Source organism: Mesorhizobium sp. M3A.F.Ca.ET.175.01.1.1 (genome assembly GCF_004791945.1).
In the GTDB taxonomy this organism is placed as follows: Bacteria; Pseudomonadota; Alphaproteobacteria; order Rhizobiales; family Rhizobiaceae; genus Mesorhizobium.
The window spans coordinates 1-343 of record NZ_SRTP01000190.1 but is presented as its reverse complement, the minus strand read 5'-3'; the positions used below and the strand labels follow the sequence as shown (position 1 = coordinate 343).

General features: G+C 62.7%; 1 protein-coding gene. It reads right to left on the bottom strand.

What is annotated here, in order from left to right; translation table 11 throughout:
• Window positions 1-343: hypothetical protein (locus EN818_RS33105; RefSeq protein WP_210237328.1), on the bottom strand; the 343-nt coding region annotated here is incomplete at both ends.

Sequence of the window (343 nt, the reverse complement as noted above, 5' to 3'; positions counted from 1 at the left end):
GCTTCACCGGCGGGCAGTGCGCCGTTCAACTCTTCCCAGCGGATGAGGTGCACCAACCGCCAACGCGACTGCAGCGGCAGGCCATCGTGGATCTTGCGCTCCAGATAGCCATCCTTGTTGAAGCGCTCGGTGCCGATCGGCTTGTATTTCGCGGCCGCCGCTCCGGTCATGCTCCCCTTTTTAAACTGCGTTTCGGCTGCTCTGCCGCGCGCGGGATGGGGCTTGCCCTTATTGAACGGGATGGATCCTTTCTCGAAGCCGCCAGTACGGCCGGTCAACCAGCCCCTACGCGAGCAGAGGGCCTTGATGTCTTCGAGTTTGACGTCTGGGCGTCCGAAGCGAG